This is a genomic window from Actinacidiphila epipremni, assembly GCF_012034175.1.
GTDB lineage: Bacteria > Actinomycetota > Actinomycetes > Streptomycetales > Streptomycetaceae > Actinacidiphila > Actinacidiphila epipremni.
In genome coordinates, this window is the sequence record NZ_JAATEJ010000021.1 from 51,199 (window position 1) to 71,452 (window position 20,254).

Sequence of the window (20,254 nt, forward strand, 5' to 3'; positions counted from 1 at the left end):
TCGCCGTCCACAACGCCGAACTCGGCCGTGCGTACCGGGACGGCTGAGGGCGGCGGGAGTGGTCTGCCGTTCCTGCAGCAAGGAGATCTTGCGGTGCGGTGCGCTTACGCGTGCGAGGAAGTCCGTCTTCGTCAGCCCGGCTTCGGCGAGCGCATCTTCACTGCGCCGGCGAACAGGCCCCCGCTTCCGCGCGAGGTCGCTGGTCACGTGGTCTGGGCCCGGGCGGGCAGGTGGGGCAGGTCGGGCGTGACGTCGGGGCCACCCGGCGTTCTCCCAGGAGCGGCGAGGTCGGGGAAGCCGCGATGCGGCGCCGGGGGGTGTCGCTTGCGCGTGGATACTGAGGGTCATGCGCATTGACTTCGATCCTGAGCAGCTTGACCGCAATGCCTTCTACCGGCTTTTGACGGCGACGGTCGTGCCGCGGCCCATCGCGTGGGTGTCGACGACATCCGCCGCGGGGACGGACAACCTGGCGCCGCACAGCTTCTTTTCGGTGGCCTGCGTCAGCCCGCCCGTCGTGCAGTTCACGTCGGTGGGGCGGAAGGACTCGGTGCGGAACGTCGAGGAGACGGGGCAGTTCGTGGTGAACCTCGCGCCGGAGCATCTGTTCGAGGAGGTCAACGCGACCGCCACGGCGTTCCCGCACGGGGTGAGCGAGTTCGACGAGGTCGGCATCGCGCGGGAGCCGAGTGCGCGGGTCAAGCCGCCGCGGGTGGCGGCGTCGCCGGTGGCGCTGGAGTGCGAGCTGCACAGCACCGTCAGGCTGGGGGACTCCACCGTGGTCTTCGGGCGGGTCGTGCACGCGGCGGTGTCGGAGGCCGTGCTGGTCGACGGGCACCCCGATATCCACAAGCTGCGTCCGCTGACCCGTATGGGCAAGGACGAGTGGGGGACGCTCGGGGATGTGCTGGAGATCCAGCGCATCCCGCTGCAGGAGTGGGAGGAGGGCCGGCGACGCTGATCCGTCGCCCCCCGGCTCGGCGCGGTCCGGTGCGGCGGTCGGCCGCCGGGGCTAGCGGTCGGCGGGCGTCACGCCGCCGGCCGCGACTCCGCCCGCGGGTTCGGCGTCCCCGGCCGCGACCCCGCCCGCCGCTTCGGCGTCCCCGGTCGCCCGGCCGCGGCGGGTGCGGCGGGTGCGGGTGACGGCCAGTGCGCCGAGGGCCGTCACCGCGAGGAAGCCCAGTGCCAGCAGGAACACCGGCGAGGTGGGGGAGGCCGCACGGCTGCCGGCTGCCACGTAGGCGGCGGTGTTCGCCGTGCAGCCGGCTGCCGTCGCCGTGAGGAAGGGCAGCAGCCTCGCCCGCGACACGGCTGCGGCGTAGTTCGCGGCGGCGAAGGGCACGCCGGGGAAGAGCCGCATCGCCAGCGTGCTGCGGAAGTCGTGCGTGGACAGCTGCCGTTCGAGGGAGAGGGCGACCCGCCCCCGCAGCAGCGGGCGCAGTGCGTCGCGGCCCAGGAACCGTCCGAGGACGAAGGCCAGGCCCGCGCCCAGCACCGTGCCGCCGACCGCCGCCGGCAGGCCCGCGTGGATGCCGTAGAGCGCCCCGGCCGCCGCGTTGAGCAGCGGGCGCGGCACGAAAGCGACGGTGCACAGCCCGTACGCGAGGGCGAACAGCAGCACCGCCGCGAGCCCCGACGCGTGGGGCTGCCAGCCGTGCGCGGTCATCAGCCGCTGCGGTCGCCACGCCACCACCACCGCACCGGCGGCTGCGAGTACGGCGACGAGCACGGCGAACCGCCCCCACGGCGAGACCAGCACGCGGGAGACCCGAAGCACACCTGACGGCACCTCGGGAGCGTAACCCCTCCGCGGGGCCGCGCCCACGCGGTGGAGCCGGAAAACCCTTCGACGGCACGCCCGTCCACCCGGCATGATCGACCGTATGTTCCGGCTCGCCTTCCTCGCAGACGCCACCGCAGCAGCGGTCGCGGCGTCGAAGGCAGCCCTGCCCTCCGACGCGGCGAGCGGCGCGAAGCCCGCGCCCGCCGGCCGGAGCGCGCTCTTCGGCGGCGCCCGACGCTGACCCTCCCCGGACCGACGTCCGGTGGGACCCCGCACGGGGAGGGTCGGCCCGACCCAGGGGTCCTCGACTCACCCGGCGTCCCAGGAGGAGACACCGTCATGTCCAAGCAGGCGTACGTGCGCACCAAGCCGCACCTGAACATCGGCACCATGGGCCATGTCGACCACGGCAAGACCACGCTGACCGCCGCCATCACCAAGGTCCTGGCCGACCGCGGCACCGGCACCTTCGTGCCGTTCGACCGCATCGACCGGGCCCCGGAGGAGGCGGCCCGCGGCATCACCATCAGCATCGCGCACGTCGAGTACGAGACCGCGACCAGGCACTACGCCCACGTCGACATGCCCGGCCACGCCGACTACGTCAAGAACATGATCACCGGCGCGGCCCAGCTGGACGGCGCGATCCTGGTCGTCTCCGCGCTCGACGGCGTCATGCCGCAGACCGCGGAGCACGTACTGCTGGCCCGGCAGATCGGGGTCTCGCACATCGTCGTCGCGCTCAACAAGGCCGACGCCGGCGACCCGGAGCTGACCGACCTGGTCGAGCTGGAGGTGCGCGAGCTGCTGTCCGCACACGGCTACCCCGGCGAGGAGCTGCCGGTGGTACGGGTGTCGGGGCTGCGGGCGCTGGAGGGCGAGCCGCGCTGGACGGCCGCGATCGGCGAGCTGCTGGACGCGGTCGACGGGTACGTGCCCGTCCCCGTGCGGTACACGCAGGCGCCGTTCCTGCTGTCGGTGGAGAACGTGCTGACCATCACCGGCCGCGGGACGGTCGTGACCGGCGCGGTCGAGCGCGGCGGTATCGCGCCCGGCGACCGGGTCGAGCTGCACACGGCCGCGGGGGAGGCGCTGGCCAGCGTCGTCACCGGCCTGGAGACCTTCGGCAAGCCGATGGAGCACGCCGAGGCCGGCGACAACGTCGCGCTGCTGCTGCGCGGGGTGCAGCGCGGCCAGGTGCGGCGCGGCGACATCGTCGCGGCGCAGGGCAGCGTCACCCCGCACCGCCGCTTCACCGCGCGCGTCTACATCGTGCCCGCGGCAGAGGGCGGCCGGCACACGCCGGTCACCACCGGCTACCGGCCGCAGTTCTACATCCGCACCGCGGACGTGGTCGGCGACGTCGACCTCGGCCCCGCCGCCATGGCCCTGCCCGGCGACACCGCCGACGTCACCGTCGACCTCGGCCGCGCCCTGCCGCTGGAGCCGGGCCTCGGCTTCGCCATCCGCGAGGGCGGCCGTACGGTCGGCGCGGGCACGGTGACCGCGCTGCTCTGAGGCTGCTCCGGGGCTGCTCCGGGGCTGGTCCGAGGCCGCCCGGGCGCTGCTCGGGGGTCGCTCGGGGCGGGCGCGCGGCCCCGCCGGCCCGGTGGTCCGGCCCCCGCCGCTGCCCGGTACGGTGACACGTACCGGGCAGCGGCGGGCCGTCCGCACCGGCACGGGACAATGACCCCGTGCCCGACAGCGACGACCCCCGCAACGCCCCCGCCCCCGCCCCCGCCTCCGGCGACAGCCGCGCCGCCCGCAACCCTCATGGCGACAGCCACGCCGACGGGCACGCCCGCGGCGTCAGTGCCGCGCGCAGCCTCTATGGCTCACGCGACGCCGACTGGAAGGCCCCCGGCGACCGCGACGGCCGCAACACCCACGATGACGCCGCCGGCCGGGACCGCGGGGCCGGACCCCGCGACGCCGCCGCCGGCCCGGACCGCAGGGGCCGCGACCGCGACGACGACGCCGAGCCGGACGCCCGCGAGCCCGTCCCCGTCCTCCGTGAGGTCGACTTCGGCACCGCCCGGCTGCTCCCCGACATCGACCGCGACCGCGCATGGCTGCTCACCGTCGACGGGGCGCCGCAGTCGTACGTCGACCTCGACGACCCCGGCCACCTGGAGTTCGAGTACGTACGCCGGATCGCCTACGCCGTCGAGGCCGCCTTCCCCGGCGGCGAGCCGCTGGACGCCGTCCACCTCGGCGGCGGCGCGATGACGCTGCCGCGCTGGCTGGCGCACGTACGCCCCGGGTCGCGGCAGCAGGTCGTCGAGGCCGACCGGCGGCTCGCCGCGCTGGTCGCCGAGGCGCTGCCGCTGCCCGAAGCCCAAGCAGCGCCCGCGGCGCCGGAAGCCCCGGAAGCGCCCGCGGCGCCGCATGCGCCGGAAGCCCAGAAAGCAGCGCTCAGCGTCCACACCCAGGACGCCCGCGCCTGGCTGCGGCACGCCCCGCCCGGCTCCGCCGACCTCCTCGTCGCCGACGTCTTCGGCGGCTCCCGCGTGCCCGCCGCCCTCACCTCCGTGGAGTTCGTCCGCGCCGCCGCCCGCGTACTGCGCCCCGAGGGGCTCTACGTCGCCAACCTCGCCGACTCCGCCCCCTTCGCCTTCCTGCGCTCCCAACTCGCCACGGTACGCGCCGCGTTCGCAGCCGAAGGCGGCGCCGACCTGTGCGTATTGGCCGAACCCGCGGTGCTGCGCGGACGCCGCTACGGCAACGCCGTGCTCGCCGCGAGCCGCCGTCCGCTGCCGCTGGCCGCCCTCACCCGGCTGTGCGCCGCCGACGCCTTCCCGGCCCGCGCCGTCCACGGCCCCGACCTCGACCGCCTCACCGGCGCCGCCCGCCCGGTCACCGACGCCTCCGCGACCGCCTCGCCCGAGCCGCCGGCGGGCGCCTTCAGCGTCGGCTGACCCCGCCTCACGCCGCCGCCCCCTGCTCCAGCCCCGCCGCCCCCTCCGCGTCCCGCCCGGCAGCGGCCCGGCCGCCCGCCGAGGCAGGCGCCAGCTCAAGCCGCCGGACGTCGCGCAGCACCAGCACCGCCGCCGTCAGCAGCACCACCAGCGCCGACGAACCCCACAGCGCCGCCCGCAACCCGAAAGCCGCCGCCACAGGCCCGGCCAGCGCCACCGCGAGCGGCGTCATCGCGACCGAGCCCAGCCAGTCGTACGCGGCCACCCGCGACATCAGGTCCGCCGGGATCTCCTGGTGCATCGCCAGCATCCAGCCCACCGCGAAGACCTCCACCGCGAGCCCGCCGGCGAACATCACCAGCGCCAGCGACCACGCCGGCAGCAGCAGGGCCAGCGCCGCACCCGGCAGGGCCAGCGGGAAGACGCACAGCGTCCCGACCAGCAGCGCCCTGCGCGGCTTCCAGCGCACCATCAGCACCGCGCCGCACGCCGTGCCGAGCCCGCCCGCCGCCAGCGCCAGGCCCCAGGGGCCCGCGCCGCCGAGGTGGTCGCGCGAGACGAGCGGCCCGTACACCGACTCGACGGCGGTGACCATGCCGTTCACGACGGAGAACTGCACCACGATGCCCCACAGCCACGGCCGCGACACCACCTCCCGCCAGCCCTCGCGCAAATCGCCCAGCACCCCGCCCGCCGGCGCCGCCCGCGCGGCGCCCGCGGTGTCGATACGGGCCCGCATCACCGCCGACACCGCGAAGCCCGCGGCGTCCGCCGCCAGCACCCATCCGGCGCCGACCGCCGCGACCAGGGCGCCGCCGAGAGCCGCGCCGCCCACCACGGCGGCGTTGGTGGCCAGCCGGTAGACGGAGATGGCCGGGCCCGCGTGCCCGGCCTCGACGGTGGCCAGCACCAGGCCCTGGGCCGCCGGCGCGAAGAACGCGTGCGCGCCGCCGCCGACCGCGGTCAGCACCGCCATCTGCCACAGCGCGGCGTGCCCGGTGAGCACCAGGGCGGCGAAGAGCGCCTGCGAGCAGGCGTTGACGACATTGGCGAGGGCCATCACCCGCTGCCGCGGCAGCCGGTCGGCGACCGCGCCGCCGACGAGCAGCAGCACCACCATCGCCGCGGTGCGCGCCGCCGCGACCACGCCCACGTCGGTGGCGTCGCCGCCGGACTCGATGACGGCGAAGGCCGCGGCGATCGTGGCGCCCGAGTTGCCCGCGCCGGTGACGAACGACGCGCCCACCAGGAGCCGGTAGTTCCGTCCCGCCCAGGGCGGGATGCCGAAGCGCTGCGCGTCTGCCGTCATCCGGGGACTATCGCGGACCGCCCGCCGCGCTGCCAAACGATTAAGCGGCCGTCCGGGGGCCGGGCGCCGGCGCCCGCCGGGAACGGGGAAGCGCACGTCCGGGGCCTGGCGCCGCCCGGCGAAGGCGCAAAAAGGCGGCGGCCGGACCCCCGGCCGCCGCCCCGCTCACCCGTCACCCGCGCGCTTCACCCTTCACCCGCGCGGGTGCGCGCTCACTGCTTGATCGGCCGGATCGTGCTCTCGATCCGGTCGACGACCGACTGCGCGAGCTGGTCCGGCACGCCCTGCCGGGCCCACAGCACCCACACCACCGGCGTCGGCGTCTTCTGCGCCGGGTCCAGCCACGCGACGGCGTACGCGATGCCGTTCGACGAGCACTTGTTGGCCTTCGGCACGGCCGTCGTCGTGGCCTGCGCCTGCCAGCCGGTGATGCCGTAGGCGTTGTGGAAGGCCTTGCTGTTCTGCGCGGCCGAGACGGTGCCCTTGCCGTTCTCCTGGAAGGCGTACTTCGCCCACGCCCGGGCCTCGTTCTCGGCGGCCTCCTTCATGCTGGACGCGCCCGCGGCGCCCTTCGTGCCGGCGGTGGCGTTGGCGACGGTGTTCTTGCCGTTCTTGCAGGCGTCCTCCATGTAGTAGGCGGGCGCGCCCACCACGACCTGCGGCTTGCCGGCGTCGTCCTCGTAGCCGATGCTCAGGCTCTCGCTGCCGACCGTCCAGTTCGGCGGCACGTCGAAGGCCGAGTTGCGCTCCTCGCGCTTGACCGCGTGCCAGCCGGGGACGACCGGGTCGACCTGGCCGGTGCCCGCCGGGCCGCGCGCGCCGTCGTCGTCACCGCCGTCGTCGGCCGGCGGCTCCGTGGTGCCGGTGCCGGACGGCGTGGGCGCGGCGGTGGAGGTGGCGGCCGTCACCGAGGGCGAGGCCGAGTCGTGCGCGTCCGTCTTCTTGTCGTCGCCGGTGACGAAGACCACCGTCACCACGACCGCCGCGATCACCGCGAGCGCGGCCCCGATGGCGACCGCGACCGTGGTCTTGTTACGGCCGCCGGGCCCGCCGCCGCCCGGAACGCCGGGCACGGGCGGGCCGAAAGCCTGCGGCGTCGGGTAGCCGCCGGGCCCGCCGGGCTTCTGGTAGCCGGGCTGCGCGTACGGGGAGGCCGTGCCGTACGGCTGCGTCGGCTGCTGGTACGGCGGCGGCTGGACCGGGGGTCCGGGCGGGCTTGGCGGCTGCGCCGGGGGCTGCTGGCCCTGCTGCGGGTACGCCGGCTGCTGCGGCGGATAGCCGGGCTGCCCGTACGGGCTCGGCGGCTGCCCGTACGGTCCCTGGGGCTGCTGCGGCGGGGTATTGCCGGATGGGTACTGCTGTCCGCCGGATTGTCCCCCGGCCTGCTGGTCTCCTGGCCACATGGCTGGAAACACTAGGGGAGCGGCGCCGCCGGTTCCACGCCGGATCGGCCTACTGGCTGGTAACATCCAGGCATGCCCGAGACCTTGCCCGAAGAGCCCGCCGCACCCGCCTCTTCTGCGCCTTCCGCACCCGACGCCCCGGCCGCCCCCGCCGCACCCGCCGCGCAGTCCGCCCCGCCCTCCATAGGCGACCTGCTCACCGCGACCGTGCCGATGGTCCGCACCCTGAAGCTGCGGTACCTGGAGACCACCGCCGAGCGCGCGGTGCTCGCGCTGCCCGACGACCCCGAGTACCACAACCACGTCGCGGGCCCGCACGCCGGCGCGATGTTCACCCTCGCCGAGTCCGCGAGCGGCGCCGTCGTGCTCGGCGCGTTCGGCGACCAGCTCGGGCGGGCCGTGCCGCTGCCGGTGCGCGCCGAGATCGGCTGGACGAAGCTGGCCCGCGGCCCGCTCACCGCGACCGCCGTGCTCGGCCGCCCCGCCGCCGAGGTCCTGGCAGAACTGGACGCGGGCACCCGGCCGGAATTCCCCGTCGAGGTGTCGGTCCGCCGCGAGGACGGCGCCGAGACCTCGCACATGACGATCGTCTGGACGCTGCGCCCCAACGGCTGACCGGCCGGAACGCCCCGGCGGCCGGCCGCCGCCCGCCGCGGTTCGGTTAGGCTTCCTGTGAGTGCGCAGGGAGCGCGTTCGACCGTCGTCGCGGGGAGGGACACGCCTGTGCACGTCCAGGACTGGCTCGACGGCATCCCGCCGGTCGCCGTCTACCTGATGGTGGGTCTGGTGGTCGGCCTGGAGAGCCTGGGCATCCCGCTGCCCGGCGAGATCGTGCTCATGACGGCGGCCCTGATGTCGTCGCAGGGCCACGCCAACCCCTGGCTGGTCGCGACGGCGGCGATCATCGGCGCGGTCGGCGGCGACTCGGTCGGCTACGCCATAGGCCACCGCGGCGGGAAACCGCTGCTGGACCGGCTCGGCAGACGCTTCCCCTCCCACTTCTCGCCGGGCCACGTGGCCACCGCGGAGCGCTCCTTCCAGCGCTGGGGCATGTGGGCGGTCTTCTTCGGCCGCTTCGTCGCCCTGCTGCGGATCTTCGCCGGCCCGCTCGCCGGCGTCCTGAAGATGCCCTACGGCCGCTTCCTGACCGCCAACGCGCTCGGCGGCATCGTCTGGGCCGGCGGCATCACCGCGGTGATCTATTACGTGGGCCAGGTCGCCGAGCCCTGGCTCAAGCGGTTCGGCTACGTCGGGCTCGGCGTCGCGGTGCTCTTCGGCATCGGCTCGCTGGTGCTCGTCAAGCGGCGGGCGGCCAAGGTCCAGGCCGAGATGACCGCCCCCGCGGAAGAGGTCGAGGTCGCGGCGGCCCAGCCCGGCGACTAGCCCGGCCCGCCGTCCCGCTCCTCAGTCCCGCCGACCGCCGGGCGGCCCTCAGCCCCGACCGCCCCCCGGAGCCGCCGCCCGCGGAGCCCTCAGCTCCGCCCGTCCCCGACCGCGTCCCGGTGCACCGCCGCCAGCGCCACGTAATGCTCCGCGTTGAGCCGCACCACCTCGCGCTCCTCCCGCGTCAGCTCCCGCCGCACCTTCGCCGGCACACCGGCCACCAGTGAGCCGGGCGGCACCTGCATGCCCTGCGGCACCAGCGCCTGCGCGGCCACCAGCGAACCCGCGCCGATCCGCGCGCCGTTCAGTACCGTCGCGCCCATCCCGACCAGCACGCCGTCCTCGACGACGCAGCCGTGCAGCACCGCGTTGTGGCCGACCGAGACGTTCCCGCCGACGACCACCGGGAAGCCGAGGTCGGCGTGGACGGAGCAGTTGTCCTGCACATTGGAGCCGGCGCCGATCGTGATCGACTCGCAGTCGCCGCGCAGCACCGCGTGGTACCAGACGCTCGCCCCGGGCCCGAGGGACACCCGCCCCAGCACCACCGAGGTCGGCGCGGTGTACGCGGCCGGGTCGATCTCGGGCCGCACGCCGAGGATCGCCGCGACCAGCGCCCCGGCCACCCCGCCGGCCACCCGCCCCGCCGCCCCGCCCGCCGGCTCCCCGGCGCCCTCCGCCGGTGCCGCTTCCCCCGCCCGCGCCTGCTCCGCCATCCGTCCGCGTCCTCCGTGCCGGTCCGCCGCTTCCCCCGGCACCGTATACGGTGGCTGCGTGCGCAGGAACGAGAACGTGTTCTTCTCCGCGACCGGCAAGGCGCCCGCGGCCACGCCCGCCGGCCGGCCCGCCGGCGCCGTCGCCGCGGTCGCCGGATGGCGCCGGCGTGCCGCCTCGCGGCTGGTGCACCGCGTCTGGCGCTGGGCGCACGAGGCCGGCGCGATCACCGCCGAGCGCCCGGGGCCGCTGCGCTTCCGCCGGATCGGGCCCGGCACCCGGCTCGCGCACCCGCAGGGCACCGTCTTCGGCGAGCACTGGATCCACCTCGGCGACCACTGCGTCATCGGCGAGCAGGTCACCCTCACCGTCGGCCTGCTCCCGCCCGAGGCCGCGCCCCCCGGCACCCCCGCCCCCGACTTCGGCCCGGAACCGGTGCTGCGGCTCGGCGACGGCGTGGTCCTGGGCCGCGACAGCCATGTCGTGGCGCTCGCCCCGATCACGATCGGCGACAACGTCTTCTGCGGCCCCAACGTCTACCTGACGAGCATCAACCACTCCTACGACGACATCACCCGGCCGATCGGCGAGCAGTGGCCGCGCACCGCGCCGGTCGAGGTCGGCGCCGGCAGCTGGCTCGGCGCCAACTGCGTCATCCTGCCCGGCGCCCGCCTCGGGCGGAACGTGGTGGTCGCCGCGGGCTCCGTCGTACGCGGCGAGGTGCCGGACTACGCGGTCGTCGCGGGCGCGCCGGCCCGGATCGTACGGCGCTGGGACGCCGGCGCGCAGGGCTGGGAGCCGCCGCTGCGCACCCCGGCGCCGGCCGTCCCCGTGGCGCCGGCCGAGGAGGCCACCGGGGCGGACCTGGGCGGCAAGGATGCCCCGGGTGGGGAACTGCTCCCGGCAGCAGGGGAGTTGGAGCAGCAGCCCTGAGCCTGCGGGGAGCCCGCGGTTTGTTAGATTCGCCGCATGCGCGCCCCCATCGGAGACTTCGACGACGCCCAGCCCGCCACCGAACGCCGCGACCTGCTGCCGCCCCCGGTGGCCGCGGCCGTCACCGCCGAGATGGTCCACGTCGACAGCGACCCGGAGAAGGCGGACACCGCCGTCTTCGCCGCCACCTACGGCGAGTCGCTGCTGCGCCAGTCGGCGAACTGCGTGGTCGTCGCCGGCAAGCGCGGCCAGGACGTCACCCTCGCGGCCTGCGTGGTGCTCTCCCACACACGTGTCGACGTCAACGGCGCGGTGCGCCGCCGGCTCGGCGCGCGCAAGGCGTCCTTCGCGCCGATGGAGACCGCGGTCGGCGCGACCGGCATGGAGTACGGCGGCATCACCCCGGTGGGCCTGCCCGCCGGCTGGCCGCTGCTGATCGACCCGGCCGTGGTGGAGACCCCGTGGGTGCTGCTCGGCAGCGGCTTGCGCCGCGGCAAGCTCATCGTGCCCGGCAAGCTGCTCGCCGACCTGCCGAACGCCGAGGTCGTCGACGGCCTCGGCATCTGACCGCCCCGCCGGACCACCCCCGGCCCGCCGGCCGACGAGCTCAACGGCGCAGGCGGTCCCCCACCCAGCGGCTCGGGGCCGCGAGGGCGATCGCCAGCGGGTTGAAGAAGAACGTACGCACGTCCAGCGGGCGACGAGGGCCGCTGTGCACGGTCACGAATCCGCCGCCGGGGTGAGGAGTCGCCTTCGCCCGCGCACGGCGTTCCACGGCCGTCGCCAGCGGGTCGCCGACGAGCAGGAGAACCGGAGAGGCCGCGATGACGGCGGCATAGGTGAGGACGCTCACGCGCTTGGAGGGCATGACCGTCCAACGTCCCGCGCCCGCAGCACGGTTCCCGCGACGCGGACCGCTCCGACCCCCGGGGCGTAGAAGGACAAGCTCAGCCCAGCCGGGGGATCTCGATCGCGGGGCAGCGGTCCATCACCATCTCCAGGCCCGCCGCCCTCGTCCGCTCGTACGCGGCCTCGTCGATCACCCCGAGCTGGAACCACACCGCCTTCGCGCCGGCCGCGACCGCCTCGTCGGCGACCGCGCCGGCCAGGTCGGAGTTGACGAAGACGTCCACCACGTCCACCGGGAAGGGCACGTCGGCGAGCGAGGCGTACCCCTGCTCGCCGTGCACCGTCTCCGCCTTGGGGTGGACGGGCACGACGCGCTTGCCGAAGCGCTGGAGCACCGAGGCGACGCCGTACGCCGCCCGGGACCGGTTGTTCGACAGGCCCACCACGGCCCAGGTGTCGCCGGACTCCCGCAGGATCCGCCGCACCGCCGCCGCGTCGCCGTACCCGCCGCCTTGCGTGGCCATCGCCGCCCACCGCCCTTTCCGCCTCGTCGTGCACGATCCTGCCCGGTCCCGCACGATCCTGCCTGCTCCTGCCCGGTCAACCGGGACCCGGCCGCCGCCATTCCCCGGACGGCCACGCTCTAGGGTGGGGGAATGGCGGACTCGTACCTGACCGTGGCGCGCCGGGGCGTCCACGAGAGCGAGATCAAGCGCTCCCGCTTCCTGTGCACGCTCGCCCCCGCCGCCGACGAGGGCGCCGCGCAGGCCGTGATCCGCGAGGTCCGCACGGCGCACCCGGCCGCGACGCACAACTGCTTCGCGTACGTCATCGGCCCCGACGGACGGCTGCACCGGGCCAGTGACGACGGCGAGCCGGGCGGCACCGCCGGTACGCCGATGCTCCAGGTGCTGCTCGGCCGCCAGGTGCGCGACACCGTCGCCGTCGTCACCCGCTACTACGGCGGTGTCCAGCTCGGTGCCGGCGGGCTCGCCCGCGCCTACGGCGGCGCGGTGTCGGCCGCGCTGGACGAGATCGGCACGGTCGAGCGGCGCCGGCTGGTGCTGCTCACGGTCGTCGTGGACCACGCGCGGGCCGGCCGGCTGGAGAACGACCTGCGCGCCGCCGGCCGCGCCCTGCGGGACGTCGCGTACGGCGCCGCGGTGACCTTCACCGTCGGGGTGCCGGAGGCGGACGTGCCCGCCTTCACGTCCTGGCTCGCCGACGTGACCGCGGGCGCCGCCGCCTGCACGGCGGGCGGCAGCGCCTACGTCGACGGGTGAGGAGCCCTCACCAGCGCGGCGACCTGCCCTCGTACGACGGGTCGATGGAGCGCATGTAGCCGGTGTCGTCCCGGTTGCGCAGCCCGCAGCGCACATACGCCTCGTGCAGTCGCGCCAGCGCGTCCCGGTCCAGCTCCACCCCCAGCCCCGGTGTGCGCGGCACCCGTACCGAACCGCCGGCGAACTCCAGCGCGCCGGGGACGACGACCTCCTCGGTCTTCCACGGCCAGTGGGTGTCGCAGGCGTACGTGAGGTTGGGCGTCGCGGCGGCCAGATGCGTCATCGCGGCCAGGCTGATGCCCAGGTGCGAGTTGGAGTGCATGGACAGGCCCAGGCTGAAGGTGCGGCAGATGCCGGCCAGCAGCAGGGAGCGCTGCATGCCGCCCCAGTAGTGGTGGTCGGACAGCACGACCTGCACCGCGTCGCGCGCGACCGCCGAGGACAGCTCGTCGAAGGCGACCACGCACATGTTGGTGGCCAGCGGCATCGGCGCCTGCCGGGCGACCTCCGCCATGCCCTGCTGGCCGGGCGTCGGGTCCTCCAGGTACTCCAGGACGCCGTCCAGCTCCCGCGCGACCCGTACGGACGTCTCCACCGTCCAGGCCGCGTTGGGGTCCAGCCGCAGCGGCACCCCGGGGAAGGCCTTGTGCAGCGCCCGGACCGCCTCGATCTCCTCCCCGGGCGGCATCACGCCGCCCTTGAGCTTGATCGCGCCGAAGCCGTACTCCTCGGTCATCCGCCGCGCCTGCGCGACGATGCCGTCCGGGTCGAGCGCCTCGCCCCAGCCGTCGGGCTCGGCGCCGGGGTGGCCGGCCCACTTGTAGAACAGGTACGCGCTGAAGGGCACCTCCTCGCGCACCGCGCCGCCCAGCAGGTCGCTGACCGGCAGCCCGGCAGCCTTGCCCTGGATGTCCAGGCACGCGACCTCGAACGGCGCGAAGACCCGGTCGGCGGTGCTGCTGCTGGTGATCATGCCGGTCAGGCCGTGGCCGTCGGAGCCGGCGTCGCCGGCCAGCGCCTCGGAGATCCGGCGGTGCATGCCGCCGAGGGTGTGCACGTCCATGCCGGTGATGACGTCGACGGCGGTGCGCAGCCGCCGCAGATGGCCCTCGTCGGCGTACGTCTCGCCGAGCCCGGTGATGCCCTGGTCGGTGTGCACCTCGACGATCGCCCGCAGCGCGTACGGCTCGTGCACGCCGACCGCGTTCAGCAGCGCCGGGTCGCGGAAGGCGACCGGGGTGATGTCGACGCCGGTGATCCTGATGCCGCCGCTCACCGGGACGCCTCCGGCGCGACCAGGGCCCGGCCGGCCGCGACGATCCGGGCGAGCTCGGCGAGATCGGCCGGCGACGGCTCGGTCAGCGGTGGCCGCACCCCGCCGACGTCCAGGCCGCCGAGCCGCACCGCGGCCTTGACCAGGGACACCGCGTAGCCGGGAGTACGTTCGCGCAGCGCGATCAGCGGATGGAAGAAGCCGGCCAGCAGCGCCTGCACGGTCTTGTCGTCGCCGGAGGTGACCGCGCGGTGGAAGGCCAGCGAGATCTCCGGGGCGAAGCAGAAGACGGCCGAGGAGTAGAGGTCCACGCCGATGCCGCGGTAGGCGGGCACGGTGCCCTCGGCGGTCGGCATGCCGTTGAAGAACCGGAAGTCCTTGGTGCCCGCGACGGCGTCGGCGCGGACCGCGGTGACGATCCGGGAGAGCAGGTCGAGGTCGCCCAGGCCGTCCTTGAAGCCGGCCACCCGCGGCATCCTGACCACCGCCACGGCCGAGGCGACGTCGAAGCGGGCGTTGCCGCGCTGGTAGACGACGACCGGCAGCTCGGTGGCCGCGGTCACCTCGCGCACATAGGCCACCAGGCCGGCCGGCGGGGCCTGCACCAGATACGGCGGCATCAGCAGCAGCCCGTCGGCGCCCGCCTGCGCCGCGGCCCGGGCGAAGGCCCGCGCGAGCGGCAGCGAACCGCCGGCCCCGGCGAACACCGGGACCCGGCCGCCGGTCGCCTGCACGGCGGTGCGGACCACGTCGGCGTACTCGCCCGGTTCGAGGGCGTGGAACTCACCGGTGCCGCACGCGACGAACACACCGCCGGCGCCGGACTCGACCCCCCGCCGTACATGCTCCGAAAGTATCGGAAGATCGACCGAATCTTCTGAGGTGAACGGTGTCACCGGGAAGAACAGCACGCCGTCGAGCATCGATGCCTCTCATTGTCCACACATATGAACGCTCATCATGAATGCGAATCCTTAAGGACTGTAGGCGCCCCCTTCCGACCGGTCAATGGCCAGCGGAAATCGTGACCCGCGGCCACCGCGGGGGCGGGTGCCGGGCGTGCGGGCCCACCGGCCGTGCCGGGTGCGGGACATCGGACCGGGGCGGGCCGCCGGCCCTGCCGGGCGGGCGGATTGGCCGGGTATGCGGACCGGGTCGTCGAAGATTCGACACGGAAGTTTTCGAATCGTCGGACGAAAGCTTCGAAAGCCGGGGCCGGTCGCGCAAGCGGCGAGCGCGGCACCCACGGGCCGCCCGCGCGCCCTAGAATCCTGTGATCACCCCGGGCACCCGGCGGAGGGCGAGGAACGGCGAGCGTGGGCGGGCACATCGAGGCGGCCGAGTGAGGCTGCTGCACACATCGGACTGGCACCTGGGCCGGTCCTTCCACCGGGTGAGCCTGCTGGAGGCGCAACGGGCCTTCCTCGACCACCTCGTGGACGTCGTCCGCGCCGAGGACGTCGACGCCGTCCTCGTCGCCGGCGACATCTACGACCGGGCCGTGCCGCCCCTGTCCGCCGTCGAGCTGTACGACCGGGCGCTGCACGCGCTCGCCGCGGCCGGCGTGCCCACCGTGATGATCTCCGGCAACCACGACTCCGCGCGCCGGCTCGGCGTCGGCGCGGGACTGCTCGGCCGGGCCGGCGTCCACCTGCGCACCGTCCCGGCCGGCTGCGACCGCCCCGTCCTGCTGCGCGACGAGCACGGCGACGTCGCCGTCTACGGCATCCCCTACCTCGAACCCGCCCTGGTCCGCGACACCTTGGGCACCGACCGGGCCGACCACCCCGCCGTGCTCGGCGCCGCCATCGACCTGATCCGCGCGGATCTCGCCACCCGCCCTGCCGGCACCCGCAGCGTCGTGCTCGCCCACGCCTTCGTCACCGGCGCCGCGCCCAGCGACAGCGAACGCGACATCACCACCGGCGGCGTCGACTCCGTGCCCGCCGCGCTCTTCGACGGCTTCCACTACACCGCGCTCGGCCACCTGCACGGCTGCCAGACCGTCGGCGAGCGCCTCCGCTACAGCGGCTCGCCGCTGGCCTACTCCTTCTCCGAGGAGCACCACCGCAAGAGCATGTGGCTGGTCGACCTCGGACCCGGCGGCGCGATCGACGCCCGCCGGCTCGACACGCCCGTGCCGCGCCGGCTGGCCCGGCTGCGCGGCACGCTCGCCGAACTGCTCGCCGACCCCGCGCACGAGGCGCACACCGACTCCTGGGTCGAGGCCGTCCTCACCGACGCCGACCGCCCCTACGAGCCGATGGCCGCGCTCGCCAAGCGCTTCCCGCACATCCTCAGCCTCGGCTTTGACCCCGGGAACCGGCCCGAGGACCCCGACGCCTCCTACGCCCGCCGCCTGGCCGGCCGCAGCGACCAGCAGATCGCCGAGGACTTCGTCGCGCACGTGCGCGGCAGCGCGCCCGACGACCACGAACGCGCGGTGCTGCGCGACGCGTTCGACGCGGTGCGGGCCGCCGCGGCGGGAACGGAGCGCGACTGATGCGCCTGCACCGGCTGCGGCTCACCGCCTTCGGCCCCTTCGCGGGCGAGCAGAGCGTCGACTTCGACGAGCTGTCCACCGCGGGCCTGTTCCTGCTGCACGGCCCCACCGGCGGCGGCAAGACCTCCGTCCTCGACGCGGTGTGCTTCGCGCTGTACGGCCAGGTCCCCGGCGACCGGCCGGCCACCCGGCTGCGCAGCGACCACGCCGCGCCCGGCACCGCCACCGAGGTCGTGCTCGAACTCACCCTCGCCGGGCGCCGGCTGGAGATCACCCGGCGCCCCGAGCAGCCGCGCGCCAAGAAACGCGGCACCGGCGTGACGATGGAACGCGCGGTCACGCATCTGCGCGAGCGGACGGCCGGCCGGTGGCACGGCCTGACCCGCTCCCACCAGGAGGCCGGCGAGGAGATCCGGCAACTGGTCGGCATGAGCTGCGAGCAGTTCTGCCAGGTGGTGCTGCTGCCCCAGGGCGAGTTCGCGACCTTCCTGCGCGCGAGCGCCACGGAGCGGGCCGCGCTGCTCGGCAAGCTCTTCGACACCAGGCGCTTCCGCTCGGTGGAGCAGCGGCTGCGCGACCGCAAGCAGGAAGCTGCGCAGCTCCTGGCGGCGGGCGACCGCCGCACCGCCGAACTGGCCGCCCGCATGCGGCAGGCAGCGGGCGAGGAACCCGCCCCCATCCCCGGCCAGACCACCGGCGAGCCCGCCCACCTCGCCGCGGCTGCCGCGAAGACCCGCGGGGGCGTCGCCGGCCCCGCTCCGGCCGCGCCCGGCGCGGGGTCCCGTGCGGGGGGAGCCCCGGGGGTGGCGTCGGAGGGGGGCCGTGGCGTGGGCACTTCCGCGGAGCAGCTCGGGCTCGACCCCGCCGAGCCCGCGGGGCTGCTCGCGTATGCCGCCGTGTTGCGCAGCAACGCCCGGGAGCGGCACGACATCGCCCGGATCGCGCTCGCTCACGCCGAAGCCGAGCACGCCGCAGCCGCCCTCGCCGCCGAGCAGGCGCGGGACGCCCATGCCGCCCGGCGGCGCGTCGAGGACGCCTGGCGCCGGGTCGCCGAACTCGGGGAGCTGCGCCCGCAGCGCACCGCTGCCCGGGAGACGCTGGCCCGCGCCCAGCGGGCCACCACGGTGGACCCGGCCCTCACGCACCGGGACAAGGTCGCCGCCCAGCACGAAGAAGCCCTCGGCCTCGAACGCGCCGCCGCGAGCGCACTCGCGCAGGAAGCACTCCTCGACCTCCCGGCGCCGGCTCGCACGCAGGGCGTGGACGGCGCGGACGGGGCGGTGGCCGCGCGTGCCCTTGACCCGGGCGGGCCGGGCGTCGGCGGGGACGGCGAGCCGGCGTCCCCGCGTGGCGCGGGTCGCGGTGGCGTCCCCGCGCTGGACCCCGGTGCGCTCGTGCGCCGCGCCGGCGACGTGCGGGAAGCGCTCGGCGGGCTCGCCGCCGCCGTGGACGTCGAGGCGCGGGTGCGGGAGATCGCCGGGCGGCGGGCGCAGGCGGAGCGGGAGGAGCGCGAGGACGAGGAGGCCGTACGGGACGCCGGGGGGTGGCTCGGCGGGTGGCCCGAGGAGCGGGCCCGGTTGCAGGCCCGGCTCGACGCCGCGCTGGAGGCCGCCGCGCGGGCCGGCGACCTCGCGGGGCAGCGCGACGCCGCCCGGCGGCGCAAGGACGCCGCCGCGCAGCGCGACGCCCTCGCCGCCGACCTCGGCCGCGCCGAGCAGACCGCCCGGGAGGCGCGCGACCGGGCCGCGGACGCCCGGGAGACCTGGCAGGACCTGCGGGAGAGCCGTATCGACGGCATCGCCGCCGAACTCGCCGCCCAGCTCGCCGCCGGCGAGCCCTGCCGGGTGTGCGGCTCCGCCGACCACCCCGCGCCTGCCCGGCCCACCGCCCGGCACGTCACCCGCGCCGACGAGGACGCCGCCTACGCCCGCTTCCAGCAGCGCGCCGCGGACCACGACGCGGCCCGCGAGACCGCCACCCGGCTGCGTACCGCCCTGGAGGCCGCCACCGCCACCGCGGGCGACGCCCCCCAGGCCGAACTCGCCGCCGCCCACGCCGATCTGGTCGCCCGGCATGACGCCGCCACCCGCGCCGCGGCCACCGTCCCCGAGGCCAGGGCGGCCCTCGCCCGCGCCGAGGAGGAGCGCGACCGGCGCACCGCCCAGCAGCAGGACGCCCTCCACCGCGCCGCCGCCCGCACCTCCCGCCGCGAGGAACTGGACGAGCAGTACGAGCGGTTGAGCGGCGAGCTGGCCAAGGCCCGGGCCGGCCACCCGACCGTCGCCGCCCGCCGCGACCACCTGACCCGTACCCTCGCCCTGCTGGAACGCGCCGCCCACGCCGCCCGCGAGCGCGCCGACAGCCGGCAGCGCCTCGCCGAAGCCGAGTCGGCCCTCGCCGACGCCGCCGCCCGAGCCGGCTTCGCCACCCCCGCCGAAGCCGCCGCCGCGCTGCTGCCCCCGCCCCGCCTGTGGGCCGCCGAACGCGAGGCGGAGACCTGGTCGAAGGAGGAGGCCGCGGCAGAAGCCGAACTCACCACCGCCCTCTCCACCCTCCCCCCAGACCTCTCCGCCCCCGAGGCGGCGGGCTCGGCCCCTGACAACGCCCCCGCCACCGCAGCCGACTCCGCCGCCGGCCCGGACGCGGCCCCCGACCTCGGGGCGCTCGCCCGGCTCACCCACCTCGCCGGTGAGGTCGCCGCCCGGGCGCAGGGGGCGCTCGACGGCGCCAACCTGCGGCTGCGGTGGGCCTCCGCCGCCGAGGCCGGCGCGGCGGCGCGGTGTGCGGACCTCGACCGGCTCGGCGCCGAGGCCGATGCCGTCGTGCGGGAGCTCGCGCCGGCGCGGGCGGCGCACGACCGGATCGCCCGGCTGTCGGACCTCGCGTCGGCCACCTCCGCGGAGAACCGCTACCGCATGGAGCTGGAGACCTATGTGCTGGCCGCGCGGCTCGAACAGGTCGCCGCCGCGGCCGGGTTGCGGCTGCGGCGGATGTCCGGGGGCCGGTACACCCTCGCCCACAGCGACGCCCGCGGCGGCGGCCGTACGAAGTCCGGCCTCGGACTGGTCGTCGTCGACGCCTGGACCGGCACCGAGCGCGACACCGCGACGCTCTCCGGCGGCGAGACCTTCTACGCCTCGCTCGCCCTCGCCCTGGGCCTGGCCGACGTCGTCACCGACGAGGCGGGCGGCATGCGCCTGGACACCCTCTTCATCGACGAGGGCTTCGGCAGCCTCGACGAGCAGGCCCTCGACGAGGTCCTGGACGTCCTCGACGGGCTGCGCGAACGCGACCGCGCGGTCGGCATCGTCAGCCACGTCGCCGACCTGCGCGACCGCATCCCCGCCCAACTGCGGGTCGGCAAGGGCCGCGACGGCTCCACCCTCCACCAGAGCGCCCGCTGAGCGCGAGCGTCACAGCACCAGCGGGCGCCGCTCCAGCGGCGAGGAGTAGACGACGCTCGTCGTCACCGCGCCGAGCCCGGAGATCCGCCCCGCGGTCTCCTCCAGGTGCCGCATCGAGCGCGCCGCGACCTTCAGCACGAAGCAGTCCTCACCGGTGACGTGGTGCGCCTCCAGGATCTCCGGGGTGGCCGCGACCAGGTCGTGGAAGGGCTTGTAGTTGCCGTGCGGATAGCGCAACCGCACCATCGCCAGGATGGGCAGCCCGATCCGCTCATGGTCGATCACCGCCGAATACCCGGTGATCACCCCGGCCTCCTCAAGGCGCCGCACCCGCTCGGTCACCGCGCTCGGCGACATCGACACGGCCCGGGCCAGCTCGGCGTAACTGGCCCGGCCGTCGCGTTGCAGGGCCTCCAGCAGCCGCCAGTCGGTGGCGTCCAGGGAATGAGCGGTCATTCCGCAGGAATACCAGCACAATCCCCGGCCGATCAAGCCGTAC

Annotated in this window: 20 protein-coding genes; 11 read left to right on the plus strand and 9 right to left on the minus strand. The window is 75.8% G+C overall.

Annotated elements, in window-relative coordinates:
- The first annotated feature begins 346 nt into the window (after positions 1 to 346).
- The gene (locus HCN08_RS23590) at positions 347 to 961 is read left to right on the plus strand and encodes a flavin reductase family protein (RefSeq protein ID WP_167985226.1); all 615 of its coding nucleotides are present in this window, start codon (positions 347 to 349) and stop codon (positions 959 to 961) included.
- 51 nt (positions 962 to 1,012) lie between these two features.
- On the opposite strand, the gene HCN08_RS23595 is transcribed toward HCN08_RS23590, so the two are convergent.
- Complete coding sequence (locus tag HCN08_RS23595; RefSeq protein WP_167985227.1) at positions 1,013 to 1,873, minus strand: TVP38/TMEM64 family protein; 861 nt, start codon at positions 1,871 to 1,873, stop codon at positions 1,013 to 1,015.
- Here HCN08_RS23595 and HCN08_RS23600 point away from each other — a divergent pair.
- The 3 genes from HCN08_RS23600 (at position 1,872) to HCN08_RS23610 (ending at position 4,701) form a co-directional block, all read left to right on the plus strand.
- Positions 1,872 to 2,024: a hypothetical protein gene (locus tag HCN08_RS23600; RefSeq protein WP_167985228.1), complete on the plus strand. Its 153-nt coding sequence runs from the start codon at positions 1,872 to 1,874 to the stop codon at positions 2,022 to 2,024. The genes HCN08_RS23595 and HCN08_RS23600 overlap by 2 nt on opposite strands.
- A 98-nt stretch (positions 2,025 to 2,122) precedes the next feature.
- A complete protein-coding gene (gene tuf / locus HCN08_RS23605; RefSeq protein WP_167985229.1) occupies positions 2,123 to 3,301 on the plus strand; it encodes an elongation factor Tu in 1,179 nt (392 codons plus the stop codon).
- 521 nt (positions 3,302 to 3,822) lie between these two features.
- On the plus strand, positions 3,823 to 4,701 hold the full coding sequence (locus tag HCN08_RS23610; protein ID WP_206319161.1) for a spermidine synthase: 879 nt from the start codon (positions 3,823 to 3,825) through the stop codon (positions 4,699 to 4,701).
- Positions 4,702 to 4,708: 7 nt separating this feature from the next.
- On the opposite strand, the gene HCN08_RS23615 is transcribed toward HCN08_RS23610, so the two are convergent.
- The gene (locus HCN08_RS23615) at positions 4,709 to 6,010 is read right to left on the minus strand and encodes an MFS transporter (protein ID WP_167985231.1); all 1,302 of its coding nucleotides are present in this window, start codon (positions 6,008 to 6,010) and stop codon (positions 4,709 to 4,711) included.
- Positions 6,011 to 6,222: 212 nt separating this feature from the next.
- Entirely contained in the window at positions 6,223 to 7,413 is a 1,191-nt protein-coding gene (locus HCN08_RS23620) for a hypothetical protein (RefSeq protein WP_167985232.1), read from the minus strand.
- A 72-nt stretch (positions 7,414 to 7,485) separates the two neighbouring features.
- On the opposite strand from HCN08_RS23620, the gene HCN08_RS23625 reads away from it, so the two are divergent.
- Both HCN08_RS23625 and HCN08_RS23630 read left to right on the plus strand, forming a co-directional pair.
- Positions 7,486 to 8,028, plus strand: a complete 543-nt coding sequence (locus HCN08_RS23625) for a DUF4442 domain-containing protein (protein WP_167985233.1) — start codon at positions 7,486 to 7,488, stop codon at positions 8,026 to 8,028.
- Between the two features lie 108 nt (positions 8,029 to 8,136).
- Positions 8,137 to 8,796, plus strand: coding sequence for a DedA family protein (locus HCN08_RS23630; RefSeq protein ID WP_167985234.1), 660 nt, complete (start codon positions 8,137 to 8,139; stop codon positions 8,794 to 8,796).
- An 89-nt stretch (positions 8,797 to 8,885) separates the two neighbouring features.
- Here HCN08_RS23630 and HCN08_RS23635 read toward each other — a convergent pair whose 3' ends face one another.
- On the minus strand, positions 8,886 to 9,422 hold the full coding sequence (locus HCN08_RS23635) for a gamma carbonic anhydrase family protein (protein WP_167985323.1): 537 nt from the start codon (positions 9,420 to 9,422) through the stop codon (positions 8,886 to 8,888).
- Positions 9,423 to 9,693: 271 nt separating this feature from the next.
- Here HCN08_RS23635 and HCN08_RS23640 point away from each other — a divergent pair, with 271 nt between their 5' ends.
- Together HCN08_RS23640 and HCN08_RS23645 are read left to right on the plus strand one after the other, a co-directional pair.
- On the plus strand, positions 9,694 to 10,443 hold the full coding sequence (locus HCN08_RS23640; RefSeq protein WP_206319163.1) for an acyltransferase: 750 nt from the start codon (positions 9,694 to 9,696) through the stop codon (positions 10,441 to 10,443).
- Positions 10,444 to 10,479: 36 nt separating this feature from the next.
- Positions 10,480 to 11,010 carry a YbaK/EbsC family protein gene (locus HCN08_RS23645; RefSeq protein ID WP_167985235.1) on the plus strand — a complete coding sequence of 177 codons (531 nt, stop codon included), beginning with the start codon at positions 10,480 to 10,482 and terminating at the stop codon, positions 11,008 to 11,010.
- A 40-nt stretch (positions 11,011 to 11,050) separates the two neighbouring features.
- Here HCN08_RS23645 and HCN08_RS23650 read toward each other — a convergent pair whose 3' ends face one another.
- Both HCN08_RS23650 and HCN08_RS23655 read right to left on the minus strand, forming a co-directional pair.
- Positions 11,051 to 11,311 (minus strand): hypothetical protein, encoded by a 261-nt coding sequence (locus HCN08_RS23650; RefSeq protein WP_167985236.1) that lies wholly within the window; start codon positions 11,309 to 11,311, stop codon positions 11,051 to 11,053.
- A gap of 79 nt (positions 11,312 to 11,390) precedes the next feature.
- Entirely contained in the window at positions 11,391 to 11,816 is a 426-nt protein-coding gene (locus HCN08_RS23655; protein ID WP_167985237.1) for a CoA-binding protein, read from the minus strand.
- Positions 11,817 to 11,948: 132 nt separating this feature from the next.
- Between HCN08_RS23655 and HCN08_RS23660 the strand changes: the two genes are divergently transcribed.
- Positions 11,949 to 12,575: a YigZ family protein gene (locus HCN08_RS23660; RefSeq protein WP_167985238.1), complete on the plus strand. Its 627-nt coding sequence runs from the start codon at positions 11,949 to 11,951 to the stop codon at positions 12,573 to 12,575.
- A 7-nt stretch (positions 12,576 to 12,582) separates the two neighbouring features.
- Here HCN08_RS23660 and HCN08_RS23665 read toward each other — a convergent pair whose 3' ends face one another.
- Both HCN08_RS23665 and HCN08_RS23670 read right to left on the minus strand, forming a co-directional pair.
- On the minus strand, positions 12,583 to 13,851 hold the full coding sequence (locus HCN08_RS23665) for a glucarate dehydratase family protein (RefSeq protein WP_167985239.1): 1,269 nt from the start codon (positions 13,849 to 13,851) through the stop codon (positions 12,583 to 12,585).
- A complete protein-coding gene (locus HCN08_RS23670) occupies positions 13,848 to 14,771 on the minus strand; it encodes a 5-dehydro-4-deoxyglucarate dehydratase (RefSeq protein WP_167985240.1) in 924 nt (307 codons plus the stop codon). The genes HCN08_RS23665 and HCN08_RS23670 overlap by 4 nt, the downstream gene beginning before the upstream one ends.
- A gap of 419 nt (positions 14,772 to 15,190) precedes the next feature.
- Here HCN08_RS23670 and HCN08_RS23675 point away from each other — a divergent pair, with 419 nt between their 5' ends.
- Together HCN08_RS23675 and HCN08_RS23680 are read left to right on the plus strand one after the other, a co-directional pair.
- A complete protein-coding gene (locus tag HCN08_RS23675; protein ID WP_167985241.1) occupies positions 15,191 to 16,351 on the plus strand; it encodes an exonuclease SbcCD subunit D in 1,161 nt (386 codons plus the stop codon).
- Positions 16,351 to 19,755, plus strand: a complete 3,405-nt coding sequence (locus HCN08_RS23680; RefSeq protein WP_167985242.1) for an AAA family ATPase — start codon at positions 16,351 to 16,353, stop codon at positions 19,753 to 19,755. Before HCN08_RS23675 ends, HCN08_RS23680 begins: the two co-directional genes overlap by 1 nt.
- A gap of 9 nt (positions 19,756 to 19,764) precedes the next feature.
- Here the strand turns inward: HCN08_RS23680 and HCN08_RS23685 are convergent, their stop codons facing one another.
- On the minus strand, positions 19,765 to 20,211 hold the full coding sequence (locus tag HCN08_RS23685) for an Lrp/AsnC family transcriptional regulator (protein ID WP_167985243.1): 447 nt from the start codon (positions 20,209 to 20,211) through the stop codon (positions 19,765 to 19,767).
- Positions 20,212 to 20,254 lie beyond the last annotated feature (43 nt).

What these genes read in the sequence shown, in the direction of transcription:
- HCN08_RS23590 (WP_167985226.1), top strand. Translation starts at nt 347, where the DNA reads ATGCGCATTGACTTCGATCCTGAGCAGCTTGACCGCAATGCCTTCTAC.
- HCN08_RS23600 (WP_167985228.1), top strand. Translation starts at nt 1,872, where the DNA reads ATGATCGACCGTATGTTCCGGCTCGCCTTCCTCGCAGACGCCACCGCA.
- HCN08_RS23595 (WP_167985227.1), bottom strand. Translation starts at nt 1,873, where the DNA reads ATGCCGGGTGGACGGGCGTGCCGTCGAAGGGTTTTCCGGCTCCACCGC.
- tuf (WP_167985229.1), top strand. Translation starts at nt 2,123, where the DNA reads ATGTCCAAGCAGGCGTACGTGCGCACCAAGCCGCACCTGAACATCGGC.
- HCN08_RS23615 (WP_167985231.1), bottom strand. Translation starts at nt 6,010, where the DNA reads ATGACGGCAGACGCGCAGCGCTTCGGCATCCCGCCCTGGGCGGGACGG.
- HCN08_RS23620 (WP_167985232.1), bottom strand. Translation starts at nt 7,413, where the DNA reads ATGTGGCCAGGAGACCAGCAGGCCGGGGGACAATCCGGCGGACAGCAG.
- HCN08_RS23625 (WP_167985233.1), top strand. Translation starts at nt 7,486, where the DNA reads ATGCCCGAGACCTTGCCCGAAGAGCCCGCCGCACCCGCCTCTTCTGCG.
- HCN08_RS23645 (WP_167985235.1), top strand. Translation starts at nt 10,480, where the DNA reads ATGCGCGCCCCCATCGGAGACTTCGACGACGCCCAGCCCGCCACCGAA.
- HCN08_RS23650 (WP_167985236.1), bottom strand. Translation starts at nt 11,311, where the DNA reads ATGCCCTCCAAGCGCGTGAGCGTCCTCACCTATGCCGCCGTCATCGCG.
- HCN08_RS23655 (WP_167985237.1), bottom strand. Translation starts at nt 11,816, where the DNA reads ATGGCCACGCAAGGCGGCGGGTACGGCGACGCGGCGGCGGTGCGGCGG.
- HCN08_RS23660 (WP_167985238.1), top strand. Translation starts at nt 11,949, where the DNA reads ATGGCGGACTCGTACCTGACCGTGGCGCGCCGGGGCGTCCACGAGAGC.
- HCN08_RS23670 (WP_167985240.1), bottom strand. Translation starts at nt 14,771, where the DNA reads ATGCTCGACGGCGTGCTGTTCTTCCCGGTGACACCGTTCACCTCAGAA.
- HCN08_RS23680 (WP_167985242.1), top strand. Translation starts at nt 16,351, where the DNA reads ATGCGCCTGCACCGGCTGCGGCTCACCGCCTTCGGCCCCTTCGCGGGC.
- HCN08_RS23685 (WP_167985243.1), bottom strand. Translation starts at nt 20,211, where the DNA reads ATGACCGCTCATTCCCTGGACGCCACCGACTGGCGGCTGCTGGAGGCC.